This window comes from Saccharibacillus sacchari, assembly GCF_037722395.1.
GTDB lineage: Bacteria > Bacillota > Bacilli > Paenibacillales > Paenibacillaceae > Saccharibacillus > Saccharibacillus sacchari_A.
On record NZ_JBBKAR010000056.1, the window covers coordinates 555,957 to 581,483 of the forward strand.

Sequence of the window (25,527 nt, forward strand, 5' to 3'; positions counted from 1 at the left end):
CTGAACATGCAAACAGCAACCAGTCTACGAAAACCGGAAGCGATGATTTTTGATATGGACGGGACGTTGTTCAAAACGGAAACCGCACTGCTGCCGGCTTATCACAAAATGTTCGATGTGCTGCGTGCCGAAGGCCTTTATGAAGGAGAGACTCCGCCAGAACGCCTGATTTTGGGAAGTCTCGGCATGTTGCTGGAAGAAATTTGGAAGGTCGTTATCCCGAATGCCGACGAGAAGGTACGCAGCCGAGCCAACGATCTGCTGCTTGAGCTTCAGCTTGACGTGTTAAAAGGGGGAGAAGCGCTGCTGTATCCCGACGTCAAGGAGACGCTGGAAAAGCTTCGCGAACGCGGGGTACGCCTTTTTGTAGCCAGTAATGGCCTTGAAGGGTATGTAAAAGGAGTATCTGCCGCACTTGGTATTGAGGAACTGTTCGAATCCCAATACAGCGCGGGAGAGTATCAGACGGCGACCAAGGTGTTGCTGGTGGAAATGCTGCTCAAAACCCATGGGGTAAGCAGCGCTTGGATGGTCGGCGACCGATCTTCTGACGTTCAGGCGGGGCGAGGCAATGAGCTTGGCGTCATCGGCTGTGCGTATGCGGATTTCGGCGCCAACCACGAGCTGGAAGATGCCGACGTATTGATTACCGGATTCAGTCAACTGATCGAACTGTACGATAATGCGCCGTCTGCTTAAAAGCATAGCTAAATAAACACGGGAATTGCCCGAAAAGAAGGAGACTTATCTGATGACTAATGTTTACGATAAAGCCCATGACCTTGCAAAATCGCTTCAAGAAAGCCAGGAAGTGCAGGACATCACAGCGGCACTGAAACTGATTGAAGTCGATCCGGAAAGCAAGCGTATGCTGGACGACTTCCGTACGCGTCAAATGAATATTCAACAGCGCATCATGGGTGGAGACGTTCCTCCTCAAGAAGAGATGGAGCAAATGGAGAAGCTGTTCGAAGTGTTGAGCTTGAACCTGAATATCCGTCGTTTGTTCGAGTCTGAACAACGCTTGAGCGTGATCATTCAGGATGTAAACAAGATCATTTCCGATAGCTTGGCTAATATGTACGATCCACGTTAATTTTTTTTAGAAGCAAATCCTACCTCAATACCGCGCATGACAAACGGCTCCGTTTTCCTTTTTGGAAAGCGGGGTTTTTCGTATGGTTCCCGCTTATGGCTGTCGATTTTCAATACGGATATTTATGTTATAATAAGTACAGTCTAATACAGATTTCCGGGGAGGAGTACAACAGTTGGAAGGGCATGAACAGACCGTGACGAAGCATGAACAATTACTTCAGCATATCGAACAGCTCAAAGTCGGCACGAAGATTTCGGTGCGCAAGCTGGCTAAAGAAATGGGCGTCAGCGAAGGCACGGCTTACCGGGCTGTAAAAGAAGCGGAAACGCTCGGCATCGTCATCACGAAGGAACGGATCGGAACCGTTCGCGTGGAGAAGAAGCCTCGCAATATTACGGATCAACTAACCTTTGCAGATGTCGTGGATATTGTGGAAGGCCATGTGCTCGGAGGAAACGAAGGCTTATCCATCACGCTGCACAAATATGTGATTGGCGCCATGAAGGTGGATGCGATGGCCCGTTATATCGACACAGGCAGCTTGCTGATCGTCGGTAACCGGGAAAATGCCCATTCGCTGGCAATCGAGCACGGCGCGGGGGTATTGATTACAGGCGGATTCGGTACAAGCCGTGAAGTAAAAAGTCTTGCGGATCGATTGGGGTTGCCGATTATCTCGTCGAGACACGACACGTTCACGGTCGCTTCGATGATCAACCGTGCCATTTTCGACCGATTGATCAAAAAGAAGATTATGCTGGTTGAGGATTTGGTCGGCTTAAAGCCCAAACCGTATTCGCTAAAAGCCACGAGCACGGCAGAAGATTTCTGGCGCGTGTCGGAGCGGACCGGGACCACAAGCTTTCCGGTGACCGACGAGTGGAATCGGGTGCTTGGCATCATCAGCCGCAAAGACATCGAGAGCATCGAGCCGGGGCACACGATCGAACGCTCCATGGTAAGAAGCCCCGTTACGGCAGGCTTGCTTACGTCTTTGGCTTCAGCGGCGCAGATCATGACCTGGGAAGGGATCGACTTTCTGCCCATCGTCGATCGCAACCGTAAGCTGGCGGGCGTGCTGACGCGGCGCGAAGTGCTTCAGGCGATGCGCGACGCGCGCGAACAAAGCAGCCTGGGCGAGACGTTCGATCATCTGATCTGGAACGGTTTTGCGGAAGAACGGGATGTGGAAGGGCGATTGTTTTTCCATGGCTTTATCACTCCGCAGATGGCGACGGATCTCGGCACCATCTCGGAGGGCGTGATGACATCCGTGATGATTCAGGCCGCACTGCGCATGGCTAAAGATTATAGCGGCAACGATTACGTCGTCGACAATATGAGTACCTATTTTATCCGCCCGGTTCAGATCGAAGACGCGGTTACCGTCATGCCTCTCGTGTTGGAAGTGGGTCGCCGGATCTGCCGCTTGGAGATTGCAATCTCGCATGAAGAGCAGACGGTTGCCAAAGCCATGATGACGTTGCATTCGATCGAAAACGGATAGTTGAGAAAAGGAAAAGGGGGAACGCCTGCATGAACGATTTTGTCCATCTGCACGTGCATAGCGAATACAGCCTGCTCGACGGAGCGGCGAGGATCAAGGAACTGGTGGGGCGCGCGGCGGAGCTGGGCATGAAGTCGCTTGCGTTGACCGACCATGGCGTCATGTACGGCGCAATTCCATTTTACAAAGCATGCCGTGCGGTCGGGATCAAACCGATTCTCGGCTTCGAGGCTTATTATACGTCCGATTCTCGCCATGAGCGTGGAAGCCGCAAAGATCAGCCGATCTACCACCTGCTGCTGCTTGCCAAAAATGAAGTCGGCTACCGCAATCTGATGAAGATGTGTTCGATCGGTCATTTGGAAGGGTTCCATTACAAGCCGAGAATCGACCGCGAAGTGCTTCGGCAGCATAGTGAAGGCATTATCTGCACCAGCGCTTGTATCGGCGGCGAGATTCCGCAGCATTTCTTGAATGGACGTCCGGAGGAAGCGAAGATTGCGGCCTTGCGGTACAAAGAAATTTTCGGCGAAAACTTTTATATCGAGTTGCAGGATCATGGATTGGCGGAACAGAAAAAGGTCAATCCGATGCTGATCGCGCTGGCCGAAGAAATTGGCGTGGAGCTGATCGCGACCAATGATTCTCACTATCTGGCCGAACCGGATGCGGAGATCCAGGATGTGTTGATCTGTATCGGCACGGGAAAAACGATGGAAGACGAAGAACGTTTCCGTATTCCGACGCGTCAGCTATATCTGAAAAGCGGCGACGAGATGGCGAAGCTGTTTCCGCATTTGCCGCAGGCGCTCGCGAACACAGCCAAAATCGCGGAAGAGTGCGAGCTGGAATTGGAGTTGGGACAGTCCATTTTACCGGAATACCAACCCTTGCCCGAAGGCAAAACCCCGCACCAATATCTGATCGATCTATGCCAACAAGGGTTAGAGCGCCGGTACGGCCAACTGCCGAGCTGGAATGATGCCGAAGAGCGTCGCAAGCTGGACGAACGATTGGACTATGAGCTTGGCGTGATCGGAACGATGGGTTTCTCCGATTATTTCCTGATCGTTTGGGACTTTATCCGTTACGCCCATGAACAGGGAATCGTGACAGGCCCCGGCCGGGGATCGTCAGCAGGCAGTCTGGTCGCGTATACGTTGAACATTACGGATGTCGATCCGATCAAATACAATCTTTTGTTTGAACGCTTTTTGAATCCGGCGCGGATCACGATGCCCGATATCGATATCGACTTCAGCGACGAACGGCGCGATGAAGTCATTGCTTACGTGACAGACAAATACGGTTCCGATCGGGTAGCGCAAATCATCACTTTCGGAACGTTGGCGGCGCGTGCCGCCGTGCGCGACGTCGGCCGCGTGCTGGCGTTGCCATATGGCGAGGTCGATAAAACGGCCAAACTGATTCCGGTGCAGGTCGGGATGACCATCGACAAGGCGCTTACGCAAAATACGGCGCTGCGCGAACGGATCGATCAGTCGCCGGATACGAAAAAGTTGATTGACACGGCCAGACGCGTTGAAGGAATGCCGCGCCATGCCTCCACACACGCGGCGGGCGTCGTCATTGCACGTGGCCCGTTGACGGATTACGTTCCTCTTCAGGAAGGCGGAGAAAAGACGGCGCTGACCCAGTATCCGATGGAAAGTCTGGAAGCGGTCGGTCTGCTCAAAATGGACTTCCTGGGGCTGCGTACATTGTCGATCATTGAACGCTGCCAGAACTGGATAGCCGAACAGGTGGGGGCGCCCGTCGATTTCAAAGCGGTACCGGATAACGATCCGGGCACGTACGAATTGCTCGGCAGAGGGGATACGATGGGCGTGTTCCAGATGGAATCTCCGGGCATCCGGCGTGTGATGAAAGAAATGAAGCCTTCGGTCATCGAAGACATCATCTCGGTCGTCGCGTTGTACCGTCCGGGCCCGATGGAATTTATCTCGAACTATATCCAGGTGAAGCACGGAGCAGTTACGGCGCACTATCCGCACGAAGACCTTCGGCCGATTTTGGAAGACACGCATGGCATCATCGTGTATCAGGAACAGATCATGCAGATCGCTTCGACAATGGCCGGATTCTCGCTTGGAGAAGCGGATTTGCTGCGCCGAGCCGTATCGAAGAAAAAGCGCGAGACGCTGGACCAGGAGCGCGAACACTTTGTGCGCGGCAGCCTGGGGCAGCAGTATAGCGAAAAGGATGCCAATAATGTCTACGACATGATCGTGCGCTTCGCCGACTATGGATTCCCGCGCGCACACGCGGCGGCATACGGCGTGCTGGCGTTCCAGACGGCTTATCTCAAAGCGCATTACCCGGTTGAGTTTATGGCTTCGATGCTTGCAGCCGTGACCGGTAATCACCGCAAGGTTGCCGAATATGTCGTGGAGACCCGGCGCATGAATATTCCGGTTCTGCCTCCTGACGTGAATAAAAGCGGGATGCTGTTCACGCCGTCTGACGAAGACGGCGTACGCAGCCTTCGCTTCGGCTTGGCGGCGATAAAAAACGTCGGCACGAACGCGATCCGCAACGTCATGGACGAACGTGCAAAGCAGCCGTTCGAAAGCCTGCTCGATTTCTGCCGCCGCGTTGATCCGAAGACCTGCAATCGGCGCGTGATCGAAGCGTTGATTCAAGCGGGGGCTTTCGATTCCCTGCCGGGGCATCGCGCGCAGCTTCTCGCGATGCTGGACGAAGCTTTGGATGCGGCAACCAAGTGGCGGAAAGAACGCGAAGACTTCCAGATCCAGATGTTTGATTTTGTGGAAACGCCGAACTGGGAGATCGAATACCCGAATGTGCGTGAATACACGGTAACGGAGCAGCTTGATCTCGAACGCGAACTGCTGGGCTTATATCTGTCGGGACACCCGCTCGACGACTATGATCGTTTGCTAAGCGAAACGGGGGCGCAAAAACTAGTGGAGCTGGGCGAAGCGCCGGATGAAAGCCATGCCGTGACTGCGGGAATGGTCGTCAGCCTCAAAACGATCACGACCAAGCAGGGCAAGGCGATGGCATTTGCCGAGATCGAAGATCAGATTGAACGGTGCGAGCTGGTTCTGTTCCCGGAAGTATGGAAAAGAAGCCAGGATGCGTTGCAGCCAGGCGCCTTGGTTGCGCTGCGTGCCAAAGTGCAGCAGCAAGATGAGGGCTTCAAGCTTCTGGCCGATACGGTGCTTCCGCTCGCCGAAGATGCCGTTCACGGGCTTATCGCGCGCGGGGAAGCTCGTGCCGCCGGGTCGTCCCGGGCTCGAAGCACAAGTTCAGCCCCGGGCAAGTCAGCGAATACGCGCAGTCAGCAAGCTTCCAAGCCAACGGTGTCCGAACAGGCAGCCGTGCCTCATGCTTCAGGCCATCAAGCCAATGCGGTAGAGCAGGAGTCCGCGCAACAGCGGGTTTTTGTGAAGATAGCGGCAGATCGCCGGAACCCGGAGCTGCTTGAGACGCTCAAAACGATGCTGCAAAGCCATCCAGGCCCTATGCCGACGCTGCTTTTTTACGAAGATACGCAGAAATTGATCGCACTTAGCGATGCTTACCGGATTCAACCTTCTCCCGAGTTGTTTGAGCAAATGGAAACGCTGCTCGGCGCTGGGACTGTTCGAGTCAAATAAGAACCGCGGATCGGCCGACATGCCTCGATAGGGGCTGTCGGTTCTTGATCTTTTCCGGCCGATAAGATCCGATCCAGCCTTATTGTTTACGCTTTTTTTCTTCGGTATCCGCTTATGTTCAAGGTCCCTGGGCTTCCGGCCACCCGCTCCCGCGCCGATTCTGTTGCTAAAAAAAACAGCCTTATGGTATCATTAAGCCATTATGCGGGGATACGGGTTCATCCGGGCAGTCGACAAGGGGGACATATTTGTTCATGTGGACGGTGATCTATATCGCCTCTACCGCCAAATTGGCGGAGAAGCTTAAGAGCAGGCTGACCGAAGAAGGTTTTCTCGTCAAGATCCGTCCCGTCAACATGTCCAAGCAGCAGTTCGAGATTTTGGTTCCTTCCGGCGAACTTGAGGAAATTCAAGAGGTGCTGAACTACATCTTGCATCCTTGAGTACTATGACCGGTCATGGTACAGTCGCATCCGGCCGGGATCAAATGCGAGAGTGCACGGTTTAAGAACGACCTTCAAGGCGAGGCCCGCCAAATAACGGCTGAAGAGGTGTAGTGGTGTTCAAGGATTTATTTCAGAAAAAAAGAAAGTATGCAACCCTTCCTCCTGACCGCAGCGCTGCAAACGGCAGCCCGGAGGCGCAGCAGCGCCCAAAACGGGAGATTCCCGAAGGGCTTATGAATAAATGCAGCAAGTGCGGCGCGATCCAGTATAGCAAAGAGCTGGAGAAGAATTTGAAAGTCTGCCCGTCTTGCGGACACCATATGCGATTGAATGCTATGGAACGCATTGCGATGATTCTGGATGAAGGAAGTTTCGTGGAGCGTGACGACGATGTGGTTTCGATCGATCCTCTTCTATTCCCCGGTTACGCCGGGAAGTTGGAGGAGCAGAAGCTGAAGTCCGGTTTGAAAGAAGCTGTTGTGACGGGAGAAGGTGCCATTAACGGCCAACCGGTCGCGGTCGCGGTCATGAGTTTCGATTTCTTTAGCGGAAGCATGGGTTCGGCCGTTGGAGAGAAGATTACCCGGATTATCGAACATGCCGGCGAATACCATTTGCCGCTGATTATTTTCTCGACTTCGGGCGGTGCCCGTATGCAAGAGAGTATTCTCAGTCTGATGCAGATGGCCAAAACCAGTGCTGCCTTAGGACATTTTTCGGAAAAAGGCGGTCTTTTCTTGTCGGTTATTACCGATCCGACGATGGGCGGGGTATCGGCCAGTTTCGCTATGCTCGGAGATATCATCATCGCTGAGCCAGGTGCGATGTTCGGATTCGCAGGCCGGATTGTTATCGAACAAACGATTCGCCAGAAGCTTCCTGAAGACTTCCAAACAGCAGAGTTCAATATGCAGCACGGACAGCTTGATATGGTGGTGCACCGCAAAGAAATGAAGACGACGCTGGGCAAACTGATCGGCATGCACAGTAAAAAGGAGGAGCTCTAGGCGGATGGCAGGAGAATTAGCATTTGAGCAGCCTCTCGTAGAGCTGCGCAAGAAGATCGATGAGCTTAAGCAGTTCGGACAGGAAAAAGGCATTGATTTCAGCGACGAAATCGCCCGGTTGGAGGAGCGCCACGCGCAGCTTCAGCATGAAATTTATACCAATGTAACGCCAGCGCAGAAAATGCACTTGGCGCGTCACCATCAGCGTCCGACGACTCTTGATCTGATTTCTCACGTATTTACGGACTTTGTCGAATTGCATGGTGATCGGATGTTCGGCGATGACCTGGCGATTGTAGGAGGCTTGGCTCGTTTGAACGGGACGCCTGTTACGGTCATCGGGCATCAGCGAGGCAAAGATACGAAGGACAATATTGCACGCTTTTTCGGAAGTCCCCACCCTGAAGGATTCCGTAAAGCGCTTCGTTTGATGCAGCAGGCCGAGAAATTCGGACGTCCTATCGTTACTTTTATCGACACAAAGGGTGCTTATCCGGGCAATACGGCAGAAGAACGCGGACAATCGGAAGCGATTGCTCGCAATCTGCGTGATATGGCTATGCTGAAAGTACCGGTTATTTGCGTGGTAATCGGTGAAGGAGGCAGCGGTGGAGCGCTTGGATTGGGTGTAGGCAACCGCGTGCTGATGTTGGAGAACGCCATCTATGCCGCAATCTCTCCAAACGGCGCCGCTTCGATTCTGTGGAAAGACGCTTCGAAAGCCGACCAGGCGGCGGAAGCCATGAAGATCACGGCGTCCGACCTGCTCGAAATGAACGTGATCGAGGATATCGTGCCTGAGCCGAAAGGCGGCGCGCATCGCGATTACGAAGCAACGGGTCTTGCGATCAAGGACGCTTTGACGCGTCACTTGGATGAGTTATCCGTGCTCGATGCGCAAGGTCTGATCACGGATCGTTACGAAAAATTCCGCAAGATCGGACAATACGCCTCGGAGCGGACTTTACCGAATTCCTGAGCAAATTTTACGTTAAAAACCTATACAAATGCGTCATTTTAGTGTAGATTTAATTGTTGGTGAGGATTTTATAACCTTCCGAAAACCGACTTCTGCATGTCAATGATCAAGAGGTCGGAGTACCACGAAACCGGCCTCTTTTTTGCGTCAACGTGGAAGGATGGAGATAGATTCCCTTTTTCAGAAACAAGCAGGAAAACAGAGAGAGTCCCCGAGAGGGGAACAAACAGAGATCGACAGAGATCAAAAAACGGAGGAACCCAAATGCGCAGAACAAAAATCGTATGTACAATCGGACCGGCGAGCGAATCGCTTTCCAACACAAAAAAGCTGATCATGGCGGGCATGAACGTCGCTCGGATGAACTTCTCCCACGGTGATTTCGAAGAGCACGGCAACCGCATTAAAAATATCCGCCAAGCCAGCCAGGAACTCGGCAAAAGCGTTGCTTTGCTGCTGGATACCAAAGGCCCGGAAATCCGCACAGGCAAAATCGCGGTTGAGCCTCTGGATCTGGTGGAAGGCGAAAACATCACGCTGACGACAGAAGAAATCGCCGGCGATAAAAACCGTTTGTCCGTTTCCTACGCTGACCTGCCAAAAGACGTATCGGTCGGCTCCACGATCCTGATTGACGACGGCCTGATCGGGCTGACCGTTACCAAGGTTGAAGGCACGGAAATCGAATGCCATATCGTTAACGGCGGACAAATCAAAAGCCGTAAAGGCGTAAACGTGCCGGGCGTCAGCATCTCGCTTCCGGGCATCACCGAGAAGGACACGAACGATATCGTTTTCGGTATCGAACAAGGCGTGGACTTCATTGCAGCTTCGTTCGTGCGTAAAGCCAGCGACGTACTGGAAATTCGCGAACTGCTGAAAAAGCATAACGCGGAGCATATCCAAATCATCTCCAAGATCGAAAACCAAGAAGGCGTCGACAACCTGGATGAAATCCTGGAAGTATCCGACGGCCTGATGGTTGCCCGTGGCGACCTTGGCGTAGAAATCCCTGCCGAAGACGTGCCGATCGTGCAAAAGCAAATGATCGAGAAATGTAATCGTGCAGGCAAACCGGTTATCACAGCTACGCAAATGCTCGATTCCATGCAGCGTAACCCGCGTCCGACTCGCGCCGAAGCGAGTGACGTGGCCAACGCAATCCTCGACGGTACGGACGCGATCATGCTGTCCGGCGAAACGGCTGCGGGTAAATACCCTGTTGAGTCGGTACAAACAATGTCCCGTATCGCTGAAAAAGCGGAATCCACAATCAACAACCGTGAGATCCTGAAAAAACAAAGCGAAGCTCAACAAAAATCCGTGACCGAGTCGATCAGCCAATCCGTGGCTCACGCAGCATGGAACCTGGACGTTAAAGCGATCGTCACTTCGACGCAATCCGGCACAACGGCGCGTATGATTTCCAAATACCGTCCGGTCGCTCCGATCATCGCGGTAACGACTCAAGAGCAAACGCTTCGCGCGCTGGCTTTGTCGTGGGGCGTTATCCCGGTTAAAGGCGAAGTTGCCGAAACGACCGACGAACTGTTCGAAAGCGCGCTGCAAGGCGCGAAAAACTCCGGCGTCGTGTTCGAAGGCGACCTGGTCGTCATCACAGCAGGCGTCCCACTGGGCCGTTCCGGTTCGACCAACCTGATCAAAGTCGATCAAATCCACTAAGATTTGATTCACAAAGCATAGATTCATTATTGAAGAAGAGCCGCCGTTTACACGGCGGCTTTTTATGTTTTTATATTGTTGCACTTTCTTTTCTTCTTCCTTTAACTCCACCGTCGGAGTGCCTGGCGAAGGGAGAAATTCAGTTCAAGACGCCTTTGAACCCGAGGTTTGAAGTTTGAATGCACATTCAAATTTCAAACTCCGGGTGAGACAGCGACTTGTGAAGCATTTCGAAGAAATGCACTTCGGAAGCATATGCTGGCAATTTCTCCCGCAGCCTCCACAACACCCACGTTGGAAATCCCCCCTACATTTCGTATACAATATAGATAGGCTTAAGGACGCATAATCAACAAAAAAAGCGTCCGGTTTGACCAAACAAGGAGTGGGGAGTCATGGGGAGTTCTGAAGGAAAGCCTGCCGAAGGGCAGGGAGGCTGGTTTCGTACAGGCCTCAAAGTACGCTACCAGGAAACCGATAAAATGGCTGTAGTCTATCACGCCAATTATTTGAACTGGTTTGAGATTGCGCGAACAGAAATGATTCGGGCGATCGGATTATCGTATCGGGAGATTGAGGAACAAGGCGTATATTTGCCTGTGCTTGAGGCACATGCCCGCTTCGTCAGTCCGGCGCGTTATGATGATCGGATCTGGATTTATGCACGGATCAGCGGGTTTTCGCCGCTGCGCCTGGAGTACGAATACGAGATTCGCCGCTGCGAGAAGCAATCGGATTGGAGCACGGATTCCGTTGAGCTTGCTCAAAACGAAGAACGGGCGGGAACGCTGTTAAATACCGGAAGCACCGAACACATCTGGCTCAGTGCGGACTGGAAGCCGATCCGTCTTCATAAGACCGCGCCAGAACTGTATAAGCGTATCGAGAATTGGGTTTCGGCCGGATCGACGACATAAGGAGGATACACACATGAAAAATAGGATGGCCATTTTGTTTATTCTCGGCGTCGTGATTGAAGCGGCGGTGTTTGCTTGGTTGATCGAATATTTTGGCTTTTTCAAAACGCTGGTATTGGCACTTGCGACAACCGTAATCGGTATTGCCATGGTTCAATTTGAAGGACGCAAAGCGATGAACGATCTCAAGCTGCTCGCAGAGAGCGGACAGCCTCCCGGCCGAAAACTGGTCGACGGGGTCTGCATCATGGCAGGTGGAGCTTTTCTTATTGCACCGGGCTTCATTACCGACCTGATCGGTATCACGCTTGTGTTTCCGCTAACGCGTCCGCTCTACCATCGCGCCGCGATGCGCTGGATCGAGAAGCGAATGAAGAACGGGAACATTACTTTTTATCGTCGCTAATTCACTGGCTTGTGCAAACTGCCGTCCGCATCCAGCGGACGGCTTTTGACAATTTGTTGAACTTGCAAACGCTTGCTGCCTACTGTAACATAGTTCATTGTAAGGGGTTTCAAATGTTCTTTATCGGCCCGATAAAACAATTTGATTCCTTGTTAACACGCAGAAACGTTCAAAAAATTGACAAAATCCGGTATGATAACAAAGAACTAAGGTTACACGCCTTGTTGTTTTCCACGCAAGGTTTCGCTACCGGAGGCCCAAACGTTTGTTAATCGGTAAAAACGGTTACAACTATTTGGGGTGTGTTTCAAACCCGAAGACCCGTGGAAGTTCTGCGGGTTGCAAACACATTGCATGCCTTCGAAATTTAACGCCTGCATGTATCCGTTCCATTCGCAAAGGAGAGATGTACGATGACAGCGACTAAAGGTCTGGAAGGCATTGTAGCCGCAACTTCTTCGATCAGTTCGATCGTGGACGGTGTGCTTACATACCGGGGGTATAACATCGACGATCTGGCCGTTAACGCCTCGTTCGACGAAGTAGCGTATTTGCTCTGGCACGGCGCATTGCCGAACGAAGAGCAACTGGCTGCGTTAAGAAGCAATCTGGAGAAGTATGCAGCCGTTCCATCGGAATTGATCGAGCAGATGAAGCTGTATCCGAAAGATATGAACATGATGGCTGCACTGCGTACCGCGGTGTCCGGTCTGGCTTTGTACGATAAGGAAGCCGACGACATGAGCCGTGAATCGAATCTGACAAAGGCCGAGCGTCTGCAAGCACAACTGCCGACTTTGGTTGCGGCACTGGCTCGTATTTCCGAAGGTCAAGAGCCGATCGCGCCGAAGGCAGGGCTGGGTCTGACCGAGAACTTCCTGTACATGATGAGCGGGGAAGTGCCTGAGCAGACGGCTATCGAAGCTTTGGACAAAGCGCTCGTGCTGCATGCCGACCATGAGCTGAATGCTTCGACGTTTGCGTCGCGTGTAACCGTTGCAACGCTATCGGACATTTATTCCGGCGTAACTTCGGCTATTGGCGCGCTCAAAGGCCCGCTGCACGGCGGCGCGAACGAAGCCGTCATGCGCACGCTTGAAGAGATCGGCACGCTGGATAACGTAGAGAGTTACATCAACGACAAGCTCGCGAATAAAGTCAAGATTATGGGCTTCGGCCACCGCGTCTACAAGAACGGCGATCCGCGCGCGAAGCACCTGATGGAGATGTCCCGCCGCCTGGGCGAGACCAAAGGCGATACGTCGCTGTATGAAATTTCGGTCAAGGTCGAAGAACTGGTGACTTCGAAAAAAGGTCTGAAGCCCAATGTCGATTTCTACTCGGCTTCCGTTTACACAATGCTTGGAATTCCGCGTAAGCTGTTTACGCCGATCTTTGCGATCAGCCGGGTGTCGGGGTGGACTGCGCATATTCTGGAGCAGTACGAAGATAACCGCCTGATCCGTCCGCGTGCCGAGTATGTAGGCGAACTGGATCTGACCTACGTGCCGATCAAACAACGCTAAGCAAAAGCAGGCCGTCCGACGGCTAAACAAGCTGCGGACGGCTTTTTTTCGGCAAGCTTTTCACCTTTTGTTCAAAATTCGTCCGTCTTGAGCTACAATGTAAGAGATTGCAGGTGCAACTTTGCTTTTTTGAGCAGCAAGCACCGGGCTTTACCAACACTTTGAAGGAGGAATTCCATTCATGTCTAAATTGGAAAAATTCGCCGCACCGACTGAGGGAGAACAAATTCAGATCGATAACGGTACACTCGTTGTTCCGAACAATCCGGTTATTCCGTTTATCGAAGGCGACGGCACAGGTCGTGACATCTGGAAAGCTTCCAAACGCGTTCTTGACGCGGCAGTGGAAAAAGCTTATAACGGCGAGAAAAAAATCGCTTGGTACGAAGTATTTGCAGGCGAAAAAGCATTCAATACATACGGAGAGTGGCTGCCAGCCGACACGTTGACGGCAATCCGTGAATATATCGTAGCGATCAAGGGACCGCTGACTACGCCGATCGGCGGCGGTATTCGTTCCCTGAACGTAGCTTTGCGTCAGGAGCTCGATCTGTATGTCTGCTTGCGTCCGGTTCGTTACTTCAACGGCGTGCCTTCCCCGGTCAAACGTCCGGAATTGGTCGACATGGTGATTTTCCGCGAGAACACGGAAGATATCTATGCGGGCATCGAGTACCAAGAAGGCAGCGAAGAAGTGAAGAAAGTGCTGGAGTTCCTGAAAAACGAAATGGGCGTGAACAAGATCCGTTTCCCGGAAACGTCGGGTATCGGCATCAAGCCTGTTTCGGAAGAAGGCTCCAAGCGTCTGGTTCGCGCAGCGGTTCAGTACGCAATCGACAATGGACGCAAGAGCGTGACGCTCGTGCATAAAGGCAACATCATGAAGTTTACCGAAGGCGCCTTCAAAAACTGGGGCTACGAAGTGGCCGAAGCCGAGTTTGGCGATAAAGTGTTCACATGGGCACAATATGACGAAATCAAAGAAAAAGACGGTACGGATGCAGCAAACGCGGCGCAAAAAGCAGCTGAAGACGCTGGCAAAATCGTCGTGAAAGACGCTATCGCGGACATCGCGCTGCAACAAGTTCTGACGCGTCCGACAGACTTCGATGTCATTGCGACACTGAACCTGAACGGCGACTATCTGTCCGATGCTTTGGCTGCACAAGTTGGCGGTATCGGTATCGCACCGGGAGCCAATATCAACTATGTGACAGGCCATGCGATCTTCGAAGCCACGCACGGCACAGCGCCGAAATATGCGGACAAAGACGTCGTGAACCCGGGTTCCGTCATTCTGTCCGGCGTTATGATGTTGGAGCACTTGGGCTGGCAAGAAGCGGCTGACCTGATCTACAAAGGTCTGGAAACGTCGATCAACAACAAAACCGTAACTTACGACTTCGCTCGTCTGATGGAAGGCGCGAAAGAAGTGAAGTGCTCGGAGTTTGCTGACGAAGTCATTAGCAACATGAAATAAAAAGCCATATGAACGGACGAAGATAGGCCGATACAGGATCTGATCAACTTTTAATCGAAGGTAACCCTACTTTTAATGTTGATCAGATCCGTTGCCTGTTTTTCGATCCGTTCTTTTTTTTGCCGAATCTCATTACGGATCAAGTAGGGAGGCACCAGGATTATGACGATTATGCGCAAAAAAATCACGATCATCGGCGCGGGCTTTACCGGGGCTACGGCAGCGCTGATGATTGTCCAGCAGGAACTGGGCGACGTTGTTTTGTTGGATATTCCGGAGCTTGAGAATCCCACTCGCGGCAAAGCGCTGGATATGCAGGAAGCATTGCCGGTGCTCGGCTTCGACGCCAGAATCAAAGGAACATCAGATTACGAGGATGCCCGGGATTCCGATTTGGTGATCCTCACGGCAGGCATTGCCCGCAAACCGGGAATGAGCCGCGATGACCTCGTTAATACCAATGCCGGCATCGTTCGTTCGGTCTGTGAACAGATCAAGCAGGTAGCACCCGATTCGACAGTGCTTGTGCTGAGCAATCCGGTCGATGCGATGACTTATGCGGCGTATCAGACGCTGGGTTTTCCGAAGAATCGGGTCATCGGACAGTCGGGGGTACTGGATACGGCCCGCTATTGCAGCTTTATTGCCGAAGAGCTGAACGTATCTGTCGAGGATGTGCGCGGATTCGTTTTGGGCGGGCACGGCGACGACATGGTTCCGCTCGTGCGCTATTCCAGCGTCGGAGGGATTCCGATCGAGACTTTGATTCCGAAAGCGCGCATCGCGGAGATCGTCCAGCGCACCCGGGTAGGCGGCGGAGAGATCGTGAATCTGCTCGGCAACGGCAGCGCTTATTATGCTCCGGCCGCTTCGCTGGTACAGATGGCCGAAGCCATTTTAAAAGACAAGAAGCGGGTGCTACCCGTTATCGCGCTGCTGGACGGAGAGTACGGGTACGAGGACCTGTTCCTTGGCGTCCCCGCAGTGCTGGGTGGGAACGGGATTGAACGGATCTTTGAATTGGACCTGACGCATGAAGAAAAGTCGGCGCTCGACGTGTCGGCCGATTCTGTTCGCAGCGTGATTTCTGTTGTGGCTGCAAGCCTGTCCAACTGATTTTCTAATAGCATCATACCTTCAGCTCAAGCGTCCGCTCCGATCCAAGATTCGGTAGTCGGACGCTTTTTTATGAGGCTTCAATCACTGACATTCTTCTCCCGATACGGTAAAATAACGCTGAAACCTGTTTACCGGTAAACAAACGCTTGAACAGGTAAAAGCAGCGACATTTAATCGGAAAAGGAGAGAAAAAATGGAACGGTTTATTTTATTTCTACACGTATTAGGTGCTGTAGCCATGGGATTCTATCTACTGGCACCGCTCATCGTCTCGCAATTGAACAAGCTTGAGGGGGAAGCGAAAAAAGGCATCCTGTCTGTCATGCGGTCGCTCAATACATATGCACAATACGGCTTGGTGTTGGAGTTGTTAACGGGAATCTACTTGTTCACCCAAGATGATTATTCGGTGCTCTGGATCGTGCTGACATCCGTGTTATTCGTTCTGATCGGCGCATTCGGCGGCATGATGGGCGGCCCGCTACGTCGTGCGCTCGACGGACTCAAAGAAAAACGCGATATCGCCGCCGAGCTGCGCAAACTGCGCGTGTTCGGTACGATGGTATGCGTGTCATTCGTGGCTATTTTGTTCGTCATGATGTTCCACCGCTTGTTCGCTTAACTTCAATTTTTCATTGTGTCGAGAAAGTCAAACGTGCCTGGAAGTGAACAGACGGAGAGAGAAGTTCAGTGTAGAAGCGGTAGCGTTCGCCTTTGAAATCGAGAAAAAACAAATAAAAGCTTCAATACATTTTCTCGATTTCAACACGCGATCGGAACGAATTTCTCTCGCAGTCTGCTCGCTTCCTGCGCCAACGTGACTTTCTCTTTTTGTAAAAGGGATGTTTTCATTGGGGCGGGGGGTGGTAAGTATGAGACGGAAGCTCGAAGACAACTACAGATGAACGCGAAGGGAGTTTTCAGTATGCCAGCCAACGAACAGCAAGCCAACGAATTGAGACCCAAAAGCCCGCCTGCCCAACAGCTTGAAGGACACGGTTCGGAAGCGGACATGACGCCTAGACCGGAGTATATTTCGCCGAGTTACAAAGCCGCGGGTAAGCTCGAAGGCATGACTGCGCTGATTACCGGAGGGGACAGCGGGATCGGACGAGCTGTAGCTGTACATTATGCCAAAGAAGGCGCAGACGTGGCGATCCTGTACTTTAGCGAACACGGAGACGCAGAGGAAACAAAGCGCCTGGTCGAAGCCGAAGGCAAGCAGTGTCTGCTGCTGGTCGGGGATGTAGGGGATGAGGCGTTCGCGCAAGAATCAGTGAACCGTGTCATCGAGAAGTTCGGTAAACTCGATATTCTGGTCAACAACGCGGCCGAGCAGCATCCGCAGGAATCGCTAACGGATATTACGGCCGATCAGTTGGAGCGCACGTTCCGTACCAATATTTTCGGCATGTTCTTCATGAGCAAAGCGGCGTTGCCGCATCTCAAAGAAGGATCTTCGATCATCAACACCACGTCAATTACCGCATATCGCGGCAGCCCCGAACTGTTGGATTACTCGTCGACCAAGGGGGCTATAACCAGCTTTACCCGTTCGCTGTCGATGAATCTGGCCGAGAAAAAGATTCGCGTCAACGGCGTAGCACCAGGACCGATCTGGACGCCGCTGATTCCTGCCACGTTCCCGGAAGAAAAAGTCGAATCGTTTGGTGAAAGCCAACCGATCGGCCGAATGGGCCAACCGTCTGAACTCGGCCCCGCTTACGTCTATCTGGCTTCGCCGGATGCGTCTTACGTTAGTGGGCAGATTATTCATATCAACGGCGGAGAAATCATCAACGGCTAGAATCAAGTACGGCGCAGAGCGTGTCGGCGCGTCTGTTGCAGTCCTCCATATCCGTACTTGTATGAATCCGTTTTCGCATCCGTTGCCAATCCTGCCAAAAAGCCGCTTCCCGGGCGCGTCCGCGCACCGACGAAGCGGCTTTTCGATGTTTTCGACGATACGGTTCCGATCACCGATCCCGTTCATTATTCGGTCGGCAAAATTCCTTCGCCGGCAGAACCGGATTTACCGCACTTCCGGGCGCTGCGTTTCCTCGCCGATCTGCGCCGACAATTCATCCAGCGTCATCTCAAAGGCAGGAGCCATATGCTTCAGGAAATATTCGACCTCCGGCATGGCGGATTCCGTTAATTTTTCTTCCGTTTGCTGCTTGGCTACGGCAAATTCCCGATTGCCTGCCGCGACTTCCCAGGCACATTTGAGATAGGCGTCGATCCGGTCCGCGGCTTTGACGTAAGCATGCAGCTTCCGGTCTTCGGCGCTCGGCTCGCTGGTGCCGATCAGCGGCGCATAGACCGGCTGGAGCGGCTCGGGAGCCATATCGGTCAAGCGCTGCGCGCCCATTTGCTCGATTTGGCGGAAATTGGACAGCAACGCTTCGTTATGATGCTTGACCGGAGTCGGGATATCCCCCGTGAAGACCTCCGGCGCATCGTGGAAAAGCGCAAGCGTAGCGGCACGGTCCGCGTTAAGCGATTTGCCATACATTTCGTTGCCGATCGTGCACAATAGATGCGAGAGCAGCGCGACATGGTAGGAGTGTTCGGCTACGTTTTCAGTCATCGTACTGCGCATCAGACTCCAACGCTTAATATGCTTAAGACGGTATAAATAAGCGGAAAACGGATAAGTGGTCAAAAGAAGGCACCCTTTCTTTGCTGCGTTCACGACTTTCGGTCGCCGGACTTTGTGGTAAGATGAAGAAGAATAGTCAAACAAGTACGCTACCCATTATAGCAGGATTGAAAGGAAGGGACGCAAGTGAAAATTGCAGGATCGAAGCGCAAGGACAAGGGCCGATGAGAGAAAAAGCCCTGGCGTTCAGCAGTTGGGTGGATCGGGGAATGTTTTGGATCACTCCGCTGTTGCTGGTACTGGGCCTGGTCTTTTCCAAGCCGTTTCTTCCTCTTGTACCCGCCATACCGTATTTGTTCGCTTATATTACATTCGTAATGGGCGTGGGTTGCGGACGTGAGCATCTGAAACAAGTTTTTTCCCGGCCTTTGCCGATTGTGTTGACGCTTGTGATTAGCCACCTGGTGGCTCCGCTTGCGGCGTTTGCTCTGGGAAGTGCTTTATTCGGGCCGTCCTCGCCGTATACGATCGGGTTGGTGCTGTTCACGATCATTCCGCTCGGCGTATCTTCGGTGCTGTGGATCGAGTTGTCCGGCGGTAGCTTGGCTTTGGGTCTGGCGATGGTGTTGCTCGATTCCGCGCTCAGTCCGGTCGTTGTCCCCGGCTTGATTCAATTGTTTTTCGGGGCGGAGCTTACGTTCGATACGCTGCATCTGATGCGGGACCTGTTGCTGATGGTCGTTGTACCGACTGCTTTGGGAGTCGTCATCTATGAGCGCTCGGGCGGCAAGTTCAAGCAGCAGGCTGGACCGATCTTGCTTCCGATTTCAAAAGTATTCTTTATGCTGGTGATTTTGCTGAATGCAGCGGGTATCGCGCCTTATGCGTATGAGCTACGTGGCGATCTGGTTTCGGTCATTCCCGCCGTGCTCCTGCTGGTAGGCATCGGCTATATGCTGGGCTACTATACGCCGCTTCTGTTCAAACAGCGTACGCCGGAGCTGCTCGTGACGGTCTCGTTTGCAACAGGCATGCGCAACAATTCGCTCGGCCTGGTGCTTGCGCTCGGTTACTTTTCGCCGCAGGCGGCCGTTCCGGTCGTGCTCGCCATTTTAGTTCAGCAGCCATTGGCGACGTTGCATCAATTTGTTTTACGTAAATTCAAACCGTACCCGTTGAAGGAGAGCCTCCGTTCATGAAACCCTTTCGTTCCCGTCTCACCTTGATTTTACTGCTGCTCGTCGGCATCTCCGTGCTGGCCGCGGGACTTACGATGGCTAAAGTCTTCCGGGACTCGCATATCCGTTCGCTGGAAGAGTATATGGGGCGCGAGATTGCGCTGCTTGAAGATTTGCTGGTGCTTCCGTCTTCTCCGCAAAAAGGGGAGGCGATTCCGCAGACGTTTGCCGAACAATCCGAACGCCTTGCGAAGTTGACCGATTCCCGCGTGACGTTTATCGCCAAAGACGGACGGGTGATCGGCGATTCGCAAAGCGATCCGGCTACCATGGACAACCACCTGAACCGTGAGGAAATCCGAACGTCCAGCGCCGAAACGCCCGGCCACGCGGTTCGTTACAGCGATACGCTGGGGCGGGATATGCTGTACGTGGCGGCGCCGATCGTTTCGTCCGGAGGATTCGACGGCTATATCCGTTTGTCGATGAGTCTCGCGATCGTCGAAGAAGGGTTGCAGCGCGGCTGGATCATCATGGGCAGCGCGCTGGCCGCGTTGTTCCTGCTGTCGGCGGCGCTCAGTTATCGGTTGGCCGGAGGATTAACCAAGCCGATCGAGCATATCATGGATACGGCGAACCGTATTTCCAAGCTGGATTACGATGCGAGGGTCGGTCCGATGCGCCGCGACGAGATCGGGCAGTTGGGCGCTTCGATCGACAATATGGCCGACAGCCTGCAAGCGCAGATGCACACCATTCGCGATAACGAGAGCCTGCTTCAGAACGTGCTGGACAATATGACCGGCGGCATTCTAATGATCGACGAGCACGAGAAGATCGGGCTGGTCAACCGTCAGGCCGAACGGATGCTGGGCATTCGGGCGGATCGGGTGGTCGGAAGGCCGTATACCGAATTGAAAAGGTTCTACGAGCTGACGCGTTTTATCGAAGACGGCTTGCATCACAAAAACCGCATGCACGACGAACTGACGCTGTTTGTACCCGAAGAACGATTGATTTCGCTCGACGGGGTACCGATGACGGTGCTGCATGACGATTCGTACCACGGCATGCTGTTCCTGTTCCAGGACGTATCGGATATTCGGCGTCTGGAGCGGATGCGCAGCGAATTCGTCGCCAACGTCTCGCACGAGCTGAAAACGCCTGTCGCGGCCGTTCAGGGCTTCGCGGAGACGCTGCTTTCCGGCGGGGTCAACGACGAAGACACCGCGCGTTCGTTCCTCAAAATCATTTACGACGAAGGCGATCGGCTCAATCGGCTGATCGGCGATATTTTGGATCTGTCGAAGATCGAGTCCAGACGGATTCAGCTCGATTACGCGCCTGTACACGTGCTGACGCTGTTCCAGTCGGTCAGCAAGGTGCTGGAAGGGTCTGCTGAGCAAAAACGGATCGAGATCCGTCTTCAAGTGCCGGAAGAATTGTTCGTGGAAGCGGACGAGGATCGGCTGCGGCAAATCTTTATCAATCTGGTCGGAAACGGGATCAGCTATACGCCGGAAGGCGGGCGCGTCACGATCAAGGTGGAAGAATTTTTGCACGGGGAGTACGACGAAGACCGGGTGCGCTTCAGTATTGCGGATAACGGACTCGGGATTCCGAAAAAAGACCTCCCGCGGATCTTCGAACGTTTTTACCGGGTAGACAAAGCGCGTTCGCGCAGTTCGGGCGGAACCGGTCTGGGGCTTTCGATCGTCAAGCACCTGGTGGAACTGCACCGCGGGACCATTTCAGTGGAGAGTGAATTCGGAATCGGCAGTACATTTATTGTCGAACTTCCTGTGCTTCAGGAAAATCCGTAATTTTTTACACAGCGTTAACAATGCCATGATATGCTGATGAAGGTCAAAAATAGACATAGGCACAGGCAAATGAAATGGGGGATCGAGCCAATGGCTAGGAAACTGCTCGTGATCGAAGACGAGCCGACGCTGTCCCGGTTAATTTCTTACAATCTGTCTCAGGACGGCTACGAGGTTGTGCTCGAAGAGCATGGAACAGGCGGATACGAGCGGGCCCGCAGGGAAGCTTTCGATTTGATCCTGCTGGACCTGATGCTGCCGGGCATGAACGGCATTGAAATTTTGGAAAAGCTGCGCGTTTCCGGCGTCAAGACGCCGATCGTCATTCTAACTGCTAAAAACGCGGAAGAAGACATCGTGCTCGGATTGAAGCTGGGCGCGGACGATTATATTACCAAGCCGTTTGGCGTATCGGAAATGCTGGCGCGTGTCGGTGCGGTGATCCGGCGTACGTCGGGCGAAGAGTCGGAATACACGGCTCCGGCGACTTCCGAATCCAAAATTAGCTTGGGCGCATTGACGATTTATCCGGATAAATATGAAGTCATGCTCGGTCAACAGGCGATTAACCTGAGACCGAAAGAGTTCGAAGTCTTGTTGTATCTGGCACGTAAGCCCGGCGTTGTGATGACGCGGGACGATCTGATGAACGCCGTTTGGGGCTTCGATTATATCGGCGGCCAACGCACGGTAGACGTTCACGTCAGCTCGTTGCGCAAAAAGCTGGAACTTGATCCAGGATCGGTACACATTGACTCGATTCGAGGCGTCGGTTACAAGCTGGTTGTGGCTCAAGCCAAAGCAGACTCCAGGCCATCCCTTTAAGGGAAGGTCGGAGTCTTTTTTTGTGTCTTTTTACCTAGTGTTAACCCGGCGTTGACATCCAAGTAACGAGCCCGCGTTATAATTGAAAAAAACATAACGGGGGCGAAGCATTTATGCCTGGAGCGGGAACGCTGGAAAAAGAGAAAATGGTTCAAAAGTCGGGGTCGGAAGAACAGCTACCCTATAGGCAAGCCGATGATCGCGGGCGGACAGGGGCGTCTGCTGCGATAGATGGGCTTCGAGAAGAAACTTCGCCGATTTCCGTTCTCGCTTCACTTGTCCACGGCAAGGGGCCGCTGGAGGATGCTGAAACACCGATAAAGTTTGCCCAACGGGAGCTTGAGTTGAAGAATCCCGTGAAGGAATTCACAACTCAGCCCATAAGTCAACCGGCAGTACCCAAAGAAGGCGCAGCGTTTCGGAATATGCTTGTTTCAGTTAGCGATCCGGAAGAACAGGAAGAAGAGGAAGCGCCTCTTTCCTTGTCTGATTACGCACGTCCGGCTCCGGTTATCGGACCGGAACTGACGTGTTTCGAAGCTTTGCAGGTATTTAAAAGCGAACCTGGCGCGCCTTGCGTGGTTGTCTGCTCGTCAAGCGGACAACCGATGATGCTGTTGATGCGAGATGCTTTTTACCGCAAATTGACGGGACGTTTTGCGCCGGAACTATTTTATGACCGTCCGGTAGCGGAAGCCGCGGGTTTGCCTCCGCTAATCGCTGAGGCAGATACGTGCCCGGCCGATCTGATTGATACGGCGCTGGCAAGAGGTGACGAGTCGTTCGCAGATTGTGTCATCCTGACGCGCGATGGCCGTTACGAAGGCGTACTCACGGTACGCGATCTGATCCGTTTGTCGCGCGACCTGCAAGAACGTTCCGCGAAGGAACGCCAGAATCAGATCACCGGAAGCCGCCGGATGCTGGGGCAGGTATCCGGCTCGTTAACGGAAATTCATGATGCTGCCGGCCATGTGGTCCGCGAGGCGGAGCGTATGAATCGCCGGACCGAAGAAGGCCGTAAAGCGCTTGCGGATGCAGGCTCAGCTTTCTCTGATGCGGCTTCGGCTATTGCGGATCAGAAAGGATCGATCGGCGACATGTTGGATTGCGCCAAAGAGATCGCGCAGGCCACCGGTTCGATTCGCGGCATTGCGGGGACCAGCTCGCTGCTCGCCCTCAATGCTTCGATCGAGGCCGCACGGGCAGGCGAAGCGGGGCGCGGCTTTGCTGTTGTTGCAGGCGAGGTTCGGGCTTTGGCGGAATCCACGCGCCGGCTCTCCGATGAAATCGGCAGCCTGCTGGAACGCATGAACACCTTGAGTCAAGGCGCGGCATCGGGTATGGAAGAAGCGGAGAATCGAATTCGCAGTGCTTCTGATCGGATGGGGGCTGCGGACGGAGAGTTTCAAGAGGTGTCCATTTCGGCTCGCGGCTCTGAAAAAGGCGGACGTGTCACCTTTGGACTGACAGAGGGAGCGCTTCTTGAAGTCGAGGCGGTTCGCACAGCATTGGAACAGTCGTTGAAAGAGCGGTAAGGCTGAAGTTACGGAACCTTTTTCGACAGATTTTACTCTGCGTTTACAATTCTTCTTAATATCCTTAACAAACCGAGGATACACTGGCTTGAGGAGAATCGCGAAGGAGACTCAGAAGAATGGAACCGATTATTCGTACCGAAAACCTGGATCTGTATTACGACCAGTTTCATGCGCTGAAAAGCGTCAATCTTGATATTCCCGAAAAAGCGGCGACCGCTTTTATCGGTCCTTCGGGCTGCGGCAAGTCGACGCTGCTCCGAACGCTTAACCGGATGAACGACCAAATCGCCGGTACGCGAATCGAAGGACTCGTGTCGCTTGGCGGTGCTGATATTTACGATAAAAACATGGAAGTCGAAGATTTGCGCAAGCGAGTCGGCATGGTTTTCCAGCAACCGAACCCTTTTCCAAAGTCGATCTACGAAAACGTAGCCTACGGCCCGCGTCTCAAAGGCATCAACAAAAAAGCGGAACTGGACGAAATCGTCGAAGAGAGCTTGAAGCAATCCGCACTCTGGGATGAGGTTAAAGATTTCCTGAAACGTTCGGCTCTCGGATTGTCCGGCGGTCAGCAACAGCGTCTATGCATCGCGCGCGCGCTTGCCGTCAAACCTGACGTTTTGCTGATGGACGAATCGACTTCGGCGCTCGACCCGATTTCGACGGCGAAGATCGAAGAGCTGATTCGCGAAATCAAGCACAAATATACGATCGTCATGGTGACGCACAACATGCACCAGGCGGCACGGGTTTCGGATAAAACGGTATTTTTCCTGAATGGCGTAGTCGTTGAAGCGGCGGAAACGAAGACCTTATTCTCCACGCCGGAAGATTCGCGCACGGAAGATTACATTTCCGGCCGGTTTGGTTAATCACACTATTATAAGCATAAGGAATAAGGAGGTCGTTTCGAGATGGTCCGTAGAACAGACTTTGACTCAGGATTGAATCAGCTTCGCGAACTGCTTATCAAGATGGGCACGCGAATGGACGAAGCGTTGCAGGAAGCCGTAGAATCGCTGAAAACAGCCGACTTGGCAAAAGCCGAAGAGGTGATCCGCCGCGACGGCGAACTGAACGTGCTGGAAGAAGAAATTTTGGAACTCGGTTCGCAGTTGATCATTACGCAGCAGCCGGTCGCCAAAGATTTGCGTCGCATTATCGTGGCTTTCAAGATTTCGAGCGATCTGGAACGAATGGGCGATCTGGCCCGCGATATCGCGAAAGTAACGGTACGTCTCGATGGCGAAGCCGTAGTTAAACCCTTGGTGGATATCCCGCAAATGGCCAGCATCGCTTCGAGCATGATTTCGGAGTCGATCCGTTCGTATATGGACGAAAACACCGATCTTGCGTATAAAATGGCGAAAGACGATGACGAAGTCGATGAACTGTATGGCTCGATGCTGCGCGAGTTGTACGCCCTGCTGATCGACCAGCCGGAAGCCGCGCCGCAAATGATGCTGCTTCAGATGGTGGGCCGTTATATCGAGCGTATTGCCGACCATGCTACGAATATCGGCGAGAACGTCGTATTCCTGGTAACCGGACGCCGCCCTGATTTGAATTCCTAATGGTTTCCCGCGAACGTTACCCAATCCCGGCAGTGGCTTTATCCGCTGCCCGATTCCACCCAACGTTCGCTTTCCCGCTGCCCGTGTTCTCCGGTATTCCCTGCCGGAGAGTGCGGGCTTTTCAATTTGGTTTGCAGAATGAAGTCGGCAGGGTAATGGATAAGGCGGACA

22 protein-coding genes are annotated in these 25,527 nt (G+C 53.1%); 21 read left to right on the plus strand and 1 reads right to left on the minus strand.

The window, feature by feature from the left end; translation table 11 throughout:
* The first annotated feature begins 6 nt into the window (after nt 1-6).
* The 15 genes from WKI47_RS23750 to WKI47_RS23820 all read left to right on the plus strand — a co-directional run bounded on the left by WKI47_RS23750 (nt 7) and on the right by WKI47_RS23820 (nt 17,620).
* Entirely contained in the window at nt 7-699 is a 693-nt protein-coding gene (locus WKI47_RS23750) for an HAD family hydrolase (RefSeq protein WP_340229653.1), read from the plus strand.
* 52 nt (nt 700-751) lie between these two features.
* On the plus strand, nt 752-1,096 hold the full coding sequence (locus WKI47_RS23755) for a YlbF family regulator (protein ID WP_340229654.1): 345 nt from the start codon (nt 752-754) through the stop codon (nt 1,094-1,096).
* A gap of 175 nt (nt 1,097-1,271) precedes the next feature.
* Nucleotides 1,272-2,606 carry a DRTGG domain-containing protein gene (locus WKI47_RS23760; protein WP_340229655.1) on the plus strand — a complete coding sequence of 445 codons (1,335 nt, stop codon included), beginning with the start codon at nt 1,272-1,274 and terminating at the stop codon, nt 2,604-2,606.
* Between the two features lie 29 nt (nt 2,607-2,635).
* Nucleotides 2,636-6,250, plus strand: a complete 3,615-nt coding sequence (locus tag WKI47_RS23765) for a DNA polymerase III subunit alpha (protein WP_340229656.1) — start codon at nt 2,636-2,638, stop codon at nt 6,248-6,250.
* A 254-nt stretch (nt 6,251-6,504) separates the two neighbouring features.
* A complete protein-coding gene (locus WKI47_RS23770) occupies nt 6,505-6,693 on the plus strand; it encodes a glutamate decarboxylase (RefSeq protein ID WP_340229723.1) in 189 nt (62 codons plus the stop codon).
* A gap of 116 nt (nt 6,694-6,809) precedes the next feature.
* Complete coding sequence (accD, locus tag WKI47_RS23775; RefSeq protein WP_340229657.1) at nt 6,810-7,703, plus strand: acetyl-CoA carboxylase, carboxyltransferase subunit beta; 894 nt, start codon at nt 6,810-6,812, stop codon at nt 7,701-7,703.
* Nucleotides 7,704-7,707: 4 nt separating this feature from the next.
* The gene (locus WKI47_RS23780) at nt 7,708-8,682 is read left to right on the plus strand and encodes an acetyl-CoA carboxylase carboxyltransferase subunit alpha (RefSeq protein WP_340229658.1); all 975 of its coding nucleotides are present in this window, start codon (nt 7,708-7,710) and stop codon (nt 8,680-8,682) included.
* A 264-nt stretch (nt 8,683-8,946) separates the two neighbouring features.
* Entirely contained in the window at nt 8,947-10,365 is a 1,419-nt protein-coding gene (gene pyk / locus WKI47_RS23785) for a pyruvate kinase (protein ID WP_340229659.1), read from the plus strand.
* Between the two features lie 395 nt (nt 10,366-10,760).
* The gene (locus WKI47_RS23790; protein ID WP_340229660.1) at nt 10,761-11,282 is read left to right on the plus strand and encodes a thioesterase family protein; all 522 of its coding nucleotides are present in this window, start codon (nt 10,761-10,763) and stop codon (nt 11,280-11,282) included.
* Nucleotides 11,283-11,295: 13 nt separating this feature from the next.
* Nucleotides 11,296-11,688 (plus strand): FxsA family protein, encoded by a 393-nt coding sequence (locus tag WKI47_RS23795; RefSeq protein ID WP_340229661.1) that lies wholly within the window; start codon nt 11,296-11,298, stop codon nt 11,686-11,688.
* Between the two features lie 413 nt (nt 11,689-12,101).
* A complete protein-coding gene (locus WKI47_RS23800) occupies nt 12,102-13,214 on the plus strand; it encodes a citrate/2-methylcitrate synthase (RefSeq protein WP_340229662.1) in 1,113 nt (370 codons plus the stop codon).
* 181 nt (nt 13,215-13,395) lie between these two features.
* Entirely contained in the window at nt 13,396-14,694 is a 1,299-nt protein-coding gene (gene icd, locus WKI47_RS23805; RefSeq protein ID WP_340229663.1) for an NADP-dependent isocitrate dehydrogenase, read from the plus strand.
* Nucleotides 14,695-14,856: 162 nt separating this feature from the next.
* On the plus strand, nt 14,857-15,810 hold the full coding sequence (gene mdh / locus WKI47_RS23810) for a malate dehydrogenase (protein ID WP_340229664.1): 954 nt from the start codon (nt 14,857-14,859) through the stop codon (nt 15,808-15,810).
* 241 nt (nt 15,811-16,051) lie between these two features.
* A complete protein-coding gene (locus tag WKI47_RS23815) occupies nt 16,052-16,435 on the plus strand; it encodes a hypothetical protein (RefSeq protein ID WP_340229665.1) in 384 nt (127 codons plus the stop codon).
* Nucleotides 16,436-16,738: 303 nt separating this feature from the next.
* On the plus strand, nt 16,739-17,620 hold the full coding sequence (locus WKI47_RS23820; RefSeq protein ID WP_340229666.1) for an SDR family oxidoreductase: 882 nt from the start codon (nt 16,739-16,741) through the stop codon (nt 17,618-17,620).
* Nucleotides 17,621-17,845: 225 nt separating this feature from the next.
* On the opposite strand, the gene yfbR is transcribed toward WKI47_RS23820, so the two are convergent.
* The gene (yfbR, locus tag WKI47_RS23825) at nt 17,846-18,478 is read right to left on the minus strand and encodes a 5'-deoxynucleotidase (protein WP_340229667.1); all 633 of its coding nucleotides are present in this window, start codon (nt 18,476-18,478) and stop codon (nt 17,846-17,848) included.
* A gap of 161 nt (nt 18,479-18,639) precedes the next feature.
* Between yfbR and WKI47_RS23830 the strand changes: the two genes are divergently transcribed.
* From WKI47_RS23830 to phoU, 6 genes are all read left to right on the plus strand, one after another.
* Complete coding sequence (locus WKI47_RS23830; RefSeq protein WP_340229668.1) at nt 18,640-19,614, plus strand: bile acid:sodium symporter family protein; 975 nt, start codon at nt 18,640-18,642, stop codon at nt 19,612-19,614.
* Entirely contained in the window at nt 19,611-21,416 is a 1,806-nt protein-coding gene (gene pnpS / locus WKI47_RS23835) for a two-component system histidine kinase PnpS (RefSeq protein ID WP_340229669.1), read from the plus strand. Before WKI47_RS23830 ends, pnpS begins: the two co-directional genes overlap by 4 nt.
* 90 nt (nt 21,417-21,506) lie before the next feature.
* Entirely contained in the window at nt 21,507-22,241 is a 735-nt protein-coding gene (locus tag WKI47_RS23840) for a response regulator transcription factor (protein ID WP_340229670.1), read from the plus strand.
* A 482-nt stretch (nt 22,242-22,723) separates the two neighbouring features.
* Entirely contained in the window at nt 22,724-23,779 is a 1,056-nt protein-coding gene (locus WKI47_RS23845; RefSeq protein ID WP_340229671.1) for a methyl-accepting chemotaxis protein, read from the plus strand.
* A 119-nt stretch (nt 23,780-23,898) separates the two neighbouring features.
* Nucleotides 23,899-24,654 carry a phosphate ABC transporter ATP-binding protein PstB gene (gene pstB, locus WKI47_RS23850; protein ID WP_340229672.1) on the plus strand — a complete coding sequence of 252 codons (756 nt, stop codon included), beginning with the start codon at nt 23,899-23,901 and terminating at the stop codon, nt 24,652-24,654.
* Nucleotides 24,655-24,696: 42 nt separating this feature from the next.
* Nucleotides 24,697-25,356, plus strand: a complete 660-nt coding sequence (gene phoU / locus WKI47_RS23855; RefSeq protein ID WP_340229673.1) for a phosphate signaling complex protein PhoU — start codon at nt 24,697-24,699, stop codon at nt 25,354-25,356.
* Nucleotides 25,357-25,527 lie beyond the last annotated feature (171 nt).